Origin of the sequence: Microcoleus sp. Aus8_D2 (assembly GCF_036702665.1) — a bacterium.
Classification (GTDB): Bacteria; Cyanobacteriota; Cyanobacteriia; order Cyanobacteriales; family Microcoleaceae; genus Microcoleus.
Map to the genome: position 1 here is coordinate 31,321 of NZ_JAUBUN010000058.1, position 7,200 is coordinate 38,520.

6 protein-coding genes are annotated in these 7,200 nt (G+C 48.9%); 2 read left to right on the plus strand and 4 right to left on the minus strand.

All coding sequences use genetic code 11. The annotated features are described in order from the left end of the window. Nucleotides 1-29 precede the first annotated feature (29 nt). The 3 genes from prfB to QUB64_RS29530 form a co-directional block, all read right to left on the minus strand. Nucleotides 30-1,149 (minus strand): peptide chain release factor 2 gene (gene prfB / locus QUB64_RS29520; protein WP_333277551.1). Its coding sequence is split into 2 segments (ribosomal slippage): nucleotides 30-1,076 and nucleotides 1,078-1,149, totalling 1,119 coding nucleotides; the frame shifts between segments, so codons are not numbered across the junction. Between the two features lie 65 nt (nucleotides 1,150-1,214). Then, entirely contained in the window at nucleotides 1,215-2,216 is a 1,002-nt protein-coding gene (locus QUB64_RS29525) for a PCRF domain-containing protein (protein ID WP_333277610.1), read from the minus strand. Nucleotides 2,217-2,489: 273 nt separating this feature from the next. After that, nucleotides 2,490-3,218, minus strand: coding sequence for a Bax inhibitor-1/YccA family protein (locus QUB64_RS29530; RefSeq protein ID WP_333277549.1), 729 nt, complete (start codon nucleotides 3,216-3,218; stop codon nucleotides 2,490-2,492). A gap of 552 nt (nucleotides 3,219-3,770) precedes the next feature. On the opposite strand from QUB64_RS29530, the gene QUB64_RS29535 reads away from it, so the two are divergent. Continuing rightward, on the plus strand, nucleotides 3,771-4,097 hold the full coding sequence (locus QUB64_RS29535) for a PEP-CTERM sorting domain-containing protein (RefSeq protein ID WP_333277547.1): 327 nt from the start codon (nucleotides 3,771-3,773) through the stop codon (nucleotides 4,095-4,097). A 149-nt stretch (nucleotides 4,098-4,246) separates the two neighbouring features. Here the strand turns inward: QUB64_RS29535 and bchD are convergent, their stop codons facing one another. Further along, the gene (bchD, locus tag QUB64_RS29540; RefSeq protein ID WP_333277545.1) at nucleotides 4,247-6,337 is read right to left on the minus strand and encodes a magnesium chelatase ATPase subunit D; all 2,091 of its coding nucleotides are present in this window, start codon (nucleotides 6,335-6,337) and stop codon (nucleotides 4,247-4,249) included. Nucleotides 6,338-6,555: 218 nt separating this feature from the next. On the opposite strand from bchD, the gene QUB64_RS29545 reads away from it, so the two are divergent. Next, a complete protein-coding gene (locus QUB64_RS29545) occupies nucleotides 6,556-6,918 on the plus strand; it encodes a hypothetical protein (RefSeq protein ID WP_333277543.1) in 363 nt (120 codons plus the stop codon). Nucleotides 6,919-7,200: the final 282 nt, after the last annotated feature.

Genomic DNA, 7,200 nt, shown 5'->3' on the forward strand with positions numbered 1-7,200 from the left:
GCTCGATCCTGTTTGACTGCGGGTAGGGGTTAATCGGTTTGGGCTATTAACTGATTTTCCTGTCGCAGGTAAGCTTGAATAAACGGGTCTAATTCGCCGTTCATCACATCTAAGACGGCGGTTGTTTCAACGCCAGTCCGCAAATCCTTGACCATTTGATAGGGGTGAAACACGTAGTTGCGAATTTGGTTGCCCCAAGCTGCCTCTACCATGTCGCCGCGAATTTCGGCAATTTCGGCGGCCCGCTGTTCTCTAGCAACCACCAACAGCCTAGCCTTCAGTAAGGCGAGAGCTTTTTCTTTATTTTGCAACTGACTGCGTTCTTCGGTGCAGCGGACGGCTAAACCGGTCGGAAGGTGAACGATGCGAACGGCGGTTTCTACCTTGTTAACGTTTTGTCCGCCCTTGCCGCCTGCGCGGGAAGTCGTGACTTCCAAATCTTTTTCTGGAATATCCAGTTTAACGGATCGATCGAGCACCGGCATCACTTCCACGCCCGCAAAACTGGTTTGACGCTTGTCATTAGCGTTAAAAGGCGAAATTCTCACCAAGCGGTGAGTGCCTTTTTCTGACCTCATGTAGCCGTAAGCGTAGCGGCCGACAATTTCCAAAGAGGCAGATTTAACACCTGCTTCCTCTCCCTCAGAAATCTCGGTTAAATGTACTTTGTAACCTTGACTTTCGCCCCAGCGGGTGTACATCCGCAGCAACATTTCGGCCCAATCTTGAGCATCTGTGCCGCCCGCCCCGGCGTTAATTGTCAAAACTGCGCCGCCTTCGTCGTAGGGCCCCGAGAGTAATTGTTGCAGTTCCCACTGGTCGAGTTCGCGGGTTAACTGAGAAAGACTCGATGAGGCTTCTTGGAACAGGGACTCGTCTGCGTCTAACTCCAGCAGTTCTAAAATAGCTCTAGCGTCTTCTAGGCTAGTCTGCCAGCCGCGGTATTGGTCTAAATGAGATTTGAGGTCGTTGAGTTCTTGGAGGGTTTCTTGGGCTTTATCTTGGTCGTCCCAGAAAGCTGGTTGGGCGCAGATTTGCTCTAGGTCTTGGATTTTGGCTGTGAGTGCGGGGATGTCAAAGATAGTCCTGGGTGGTACCCAGTCGATCGGACAATGTTTCGATATCGTGTTTGATGTCTAGAACTTCCACTGTGAGTTCTCCTAGTTGTGGGGTGTATTTTTGAGTTTAGCTGAAATTTGACCTGCACCGGCAAATCAATTTTGCAGCAGCGCAGCGGCTTTGAGGAATCGGTCAAGTTGGCCGTCTAGTACCTCGGCGACGGCTGTGATTTCGATTCCTGTACGCACATCCAGAACTTTGTCTTGGTTTGTGCTGTCGCTGGCAAATTGATATTTTCTAATTGGTTGGTTGAGGAATGTTTTTAGGCGATCGCACTGAATGTCGGAAATTTCTGCAACTTCTTGTCTTTGCATAATAGCAAACAGTTTGCTCTTGAGAACCGCTAGAGCCTTCTCTTTATTTTGCAGTTGACTCCGCTCACAGTTAGATATTGATAAAACACCAGTACGATGAACCATCCTCACCCAAGTTGGGACTTTCCCAGAAATCACGTAGGGAGAAGGCAAGATTATTTCTAAATCCTGCTGTGGAATCTCCAGTTCCACATACATTGGCACAACTTCCACCGTCGCTTTAGTCGTCTGCCACTTTCTGGTAATATTCAAAGGCGATGTACGTTGCAGTCGGTGCATTCCGGTTTCTGACTTTAGATAGCCGTAAGCGTAACGTCCGTCTATTTCCAAAGTTACAGAATTAATTCCTACTTCGGACGCTGGGGACTCTTCAACACACTCAACTTTATAGCCTCGGTTGTGTCCCCAACGAATGTACATTTTCAGCAACATTTCTACCCAGTCTGGAGCATCTAGGTCATGTATTGCTGCATTAATTATGAGGTAGGCTCCATTTTTGTCACGAGGTTCGCTCAATAATTGCTCTATTTCACACTCTTCGATAGAGTGGTTGAGTTGAGCTAAATTAGTTTGAAGTTCTTGCTCTAGTTCGCCATCTGCTTGAAATTCCAGCAACTCGACTGCTGCGTTAATATCTGCGAAACGAGTTTGGCACTGGTTGAGTTTTGCGCGATCGAATTGCAGTGCGTCTAGTTCTTGGAGTATGGGTTCAACTGTGTTGGTGCTGTTGCCCGATGCGGGCTGTGCTGTTAGCTGTTGTAACTTTTGGCTTTCAGCGGTTATTTCTGAGCTAAAGACAGTCTTGTAGGCGGTTTAGGCGATCGCACAAAGTTTCGATATTGTGTTTGGTCTCTAGAATTTCCACTGTGACTTCTCCTAGTTGTGGGGTGTATTTTTGATTGTAGCATTTTGGCAGGCAACAATACTAAGAAAAATTTTTAAACCGCAGATGAACGCGGATAAACGCGGATGCGGGCGGGAATTGTCAAGGTAATAAAAAACCGCAGTCGAATGTCGATCGCGCTGCGGTTCTTTTTTAGTAAGCTAAAGTTTGGATTAATCGCGACCGTTGAGAGCAATCATCAGGCGCAGAATGAAGATGAACAAGTTGATGTAGGTCAAGTACATCGACAGAGCGGCGGGCAAATATTGATCGTCGCGGTAGCTGCGGGGTAAGATGTAAAAATCGACGATCGCAGCACCAGCAAATATAAACACGCCGATACCAGAAATGCCAATTTCCAACCAGGTTGGGGCGTAAACGCCGAAAAGCGACAGCAGCAATTGACCGCCAATGACTACGAACAAAGCAATGACACCTAAACTGATAGTCTTGGTGAGGGCCATGCCGTCTTGTTCGGAAAGGTTGGAGCCAATTTGGCGGGCGGCGATGAAAGTAATCCCACAGCCTAGGGCTGCAAAACCGATGCCGCCGATGCCGACGCCTTGGGTTCTGAGGGCTGTAAACACCAATCCGCTGAGGGTGTAGCCGGAAAGCAGGCTGTAGGTTGCCAGCAGGGGCAAGGCGGTGTTTTTGTTGTTTTGTTCGGCGGCGGCGCTGGCGACGAAGAACAGAATTAATTCTAGGACGATCGCGCCAATAAACGTCGGAAAGAAGATTGCGGGATAGTTGCGGATGACTCCGAGGCCGCCGTAGGTGCCGACAGCCGTTAAGACAAGTCCGCCGCCCACGAAGGGGAGGGCGTTAGCGATGACGTTGGGGCCTACCAGCGCGTGGTTTTTGGCCTCGCGCACGGCTTCGCGGAAGTTACTGGTGTTACTCACGAGGATTTTACCTAATTTTGGCTGAGATTTGCTATCTCTATTTTGACAGCTTTACAAGTTGTTGACAAAACATGAAGTAGTTTAAAGATTTGATAAAGAATGGGGATCAGATCACTCCCAAGCAGGGAGCGATTGTTTATAATCAACGGCGTACAAGTCAGTCTGTGCCGTGGGATCTCGCCCTCTGACAGCGCTGCCAATCGCGGCCGAGCTATAATTGAGGTTAAAGGGCCGGCGCTATCTGTGGCGAGGACAAGCTGAAAGTCGATCGAATTGCAGGTAGCACAGGTCAATCAATTGGGGATTTGGGATTTACGATTTGGGATTGAGGAGTTTAAAATCGAGGCAGGGGCAGCAGTTGATTGTAGGTGGTTGATTGGCGACTTAGTTCAAACTAGGGACAGGAAACCTCAATCATCTCAAATCTAAAATCAATCTAAAATTTCCAATCGGTTGGGTTAGTTGTAGAAGTGGTCTAGACAGGGTATCTAAAGAAAATTCATTGTGAAAGTATTTAGATCGATCGACAAAATGTCAAACAGGTAATGTCTCATGCCCACCTTTTTTGCTCGCAAATTATTGCCACCTACAGCCGGAATTATCTTGGCTGTCACCGCCGCGATGTCCGGCGGCAAAGCTGCCCTTGCAGCTAATGTCCGAGCCGTTTCTACCGCTGCTTCATCCCAGAGTTCAGAAAATTTGCTGCTGGCTGAGATAGGTCAACCCCCCCAAGGTACAACTTATCTGAGCGCGAGCCCGGGAACTGTAAGCCGGGTACCTCTGCCGGTGAAAATTCCTGAGCCTTCAATGCTGGCGGGGTTGAGTTTAGTTGCGGGTTCGCTGGTGGTGACTCGCCGGAGAGCGAGAGTTAAAAATTAGACTTTTAAGAAGAAGTCATCAGTCATCAGTCATCAGTCATGAGTCATGAGTCATCAGGAATACGTAATACGTAATACGTAAGGGCAGAGGGGACACAGGCGGGATGCCTGTGCCACAATCTAGGCTGATGGAATCTCGATTTAAGAGTTTTAGCCGATCGCGTCGCGCAGAGCATTTTTAGTCATAGCTGCGATCGACTGTTCGGAAGCTTTCGGCAAATGATAATATTTTCCGCCAGAAGTCTTGGCCAACTCCTTCGCAAAGCCGGTCGAAATAAACTTGCTCTCGGTATCAATCACCAGCAACTGCATTCCCAAACCGCGAATTTTAGCAGCAATTTCCAGCAATTCCTGCTTAATATCCGGCTTTTCGCCATCTAAAATCGGTTCGCCCAAAGAACGAGCCAAAGGAATATTACCGCGTCCGTCAGTAATAGCAACAATCGCCACTTGACCGATATCTCCAGACTGGCGCGCGTTGACTCCCACGCGCACTGCTTGCGTCAAACCGTGGGCGAGGGGGGAACCGCCACCGCAGGGCAGCCTTTCTAAGCGCTTGCGGGCCAAAGCTATCGAGCGAGTCGGCGGTAGCAATACTTCTGCTTGTTCTCCACGAAACGGAATGAGCGCCACTTGGTCGCGACTTTGATAAGCTTCGGTGAGTAGCTGCATGACTGCACCTTTTGCCGACTGCATGCGGTTGAGGGCCATGGAACCCGAAGCATCGACGACAAAGACGACTAAAGCTCCAGCTTTTCTGGCCAAGCGCTTCGCCCGAATATCTCCCTGTTCCACAAATACCCGGCGCTGACTCGCCTCTTGCCCCCCCTTAGTAAGGGGGGGTTGGGGGGGGTGAGAATTCCTGTCGCGGCGGGCTTTTTGGTAGGGTGCGGCCGCCCTCAGCGTCGCGTCAACCGCGATGCGGCGCACGGGGCCTTTGGGCAATACTGGCTTGACATAACGACCTCTATCTTCGGAGAAAATGGTGCTTCTGCTGCCGGATTTGCCTTGGCGGTTGGCATTTTGCGCGAAAAACAGCACGTCGGGGTCGAGAATTACGCCTTCGGGGTCGAACAAAAATTCTTCGGGAATGTTAGTCTCTTCTTGTTCTTCTGGCGGTTCGTCTTCTTTGTCTTCTTCTTCCTCGTCTTCTTCTTGTTCTTGTTCCGATTGTTCTGGGGGTGGCGGTGGTGGGGGAGGAGGAGGAGGTGTGTTTTCGTCTGGGGGGGTTTGGACGATGGTGGCGCGGGGTACGATGACTAATTCTACCGCGCGGCGCAAATCTTCGGCGTTAACTTCTGTGCGTCCCTCAAGGGCGGCGGCGGCTTTGGCGACTCGGACTGCGAAGATTTCAGCGCGGTGTCCTTGAACTGCGCCGCGGATGGCTTCTTCTACTAGGTAGGCTATTTGTTCGTGGGTGATGGTGACATCTTTGAGCCATTCTCTGGCGAGGATGATTTGGGTTTTGAGGTTGTCGGTGTCTTCGGCGTATTGGTTGAGGAATTCTTGGGGGGAGCTGGAGTAGGATAAAGCTTGTTCTACTGCATAGACTCTTTCTTGTAGTTCGAGGGCTGCGTCGGCGGAAAGGACGATCGCGATTCGATCGAGCAAATGTTCTCTGAGAGGGCCTTCTTCGGGGTTGTAGGTGGCAATGAATAGAGGTTTGCAGGGGTGTTGGAAGCTAATCCCTTCCCGTTCTATTTGGTTGCGACCTTCGGTTAATACTGTGAGTAATTGGTTAGAAATATTGTCATCGAGGAGGTTGATTTCGTCTACATAAAGTACGCCTCGATTTGCTTGGGCTAAGAGTCCTGGTTGGAATACTGTTTGACCGAATTTTACCGATTGTTCGACATCGACTGAGCCTAAGAGTCTGTCTTCGGTGACACCCAAAGGAATTTGAATAAATGGTGTGGGAATTATTTCAGTAACTTGGGAATTCTCTTCCTCTCCCGGTACGATTTCAGATGCGATGAATCCCGTCTCTACAAGATTTTTTTCCTCTTGACAAGTGGGGTCAGCGTTGCAGAATGAATCTTTAATCACTTCAATGGGCGGCAGCAGGGAGTGTAGGGCTCTAGCCATGACAGATTTGGCTGTGCCGCGACGACCGGCGATCGCGACTCCTCCCAATCCCGGATCGATTGCTGCCAACAGCAGCGCTAATTTAATGGCTTCTTGCCCAACAACGGCTGTTAGGGGAAAGGCTGTTACGGTGGGGGGTGCGTAGGGGGCAGGCATTTAAATCGTCTTTGCTCGAACAGGCTTTGATAATTTAATCATACTGCGTTGAGCGGGCGATCGCATTTCTGGCAAGCGAGTTTTTGCAACCAACAGCTACGATCTGCCCCAAATATTAACAATTGTATATTAACAATTGTATAGATATTAGGCTTGCATCTTGTCGCGCTCAAATCTAAAAGATAAAATCATCCCATAATTTAACCAAAAAGTAAACTGTGAAACCATTAATCACAATTGGTCTGCTAGCACTAATTGGTACGATCGCTTTTTTGATATGGCAAGATTCCCAGAACACTGAGGGCATAGACAGACATTTGTTACAGGCTGTTAAAGGAAATAAATCTTTGGCAAAACGACTGCTGGCTAATGCTAGAGATAGGTATCCCGGCAAGTCGGAGAGATGGTACGCGGAGAAAGTAATTTATGATTTGGAGAGAGACGGTGCTGGCAGTGGCGGGCGCAGAGGTGGTTACAGTATAAATAAAAGAGAACTTCGAGAAAACATTTTCCTGGCTGGCGCTGTCGTCTGGTTAATTAGCTCGGTATCATCTTTGATCGATGGCTTGTTTAGAAGATAGCAGGCAGGTGAAAGTTGTCAGTTGTCAGTTGTCAGTGCTTAGTTTGAAATTCACAATTTATTTAAATCCCAACTCGCCTTGTGGCTGCTTCACTCAAAGGTGATATTTGGGGAGCCGATATTTACTAAAAACAGCTCTTATTTGCCAGAAAAGTTCAATTAAAAAATCACAACTTATAGCGGTTATCAAAAAAGTGAGGTATGCTCTATGCCCTATGCCCTATGCCCTATGCCCTATGCCCTATGCCCTATGCCCTATGCCCTATGCCCTATGCCCTATGCC

Coding starts and splice junctions, on each gene's coding strand:
- QUB64_RS29535 (WP_333277547.1), top strand. CDS start 3,771: ATGCCCACCTTTTTTGCTCGCAAATTATTGCCACCTACAGCCGGAATT.
- bchD (WP_333277545.1), bottom strand. CDS start 6,337: ATGCCTGCCCCCTACGCACCCCCCACCGTAACAGCCTTTCCCCTAACA.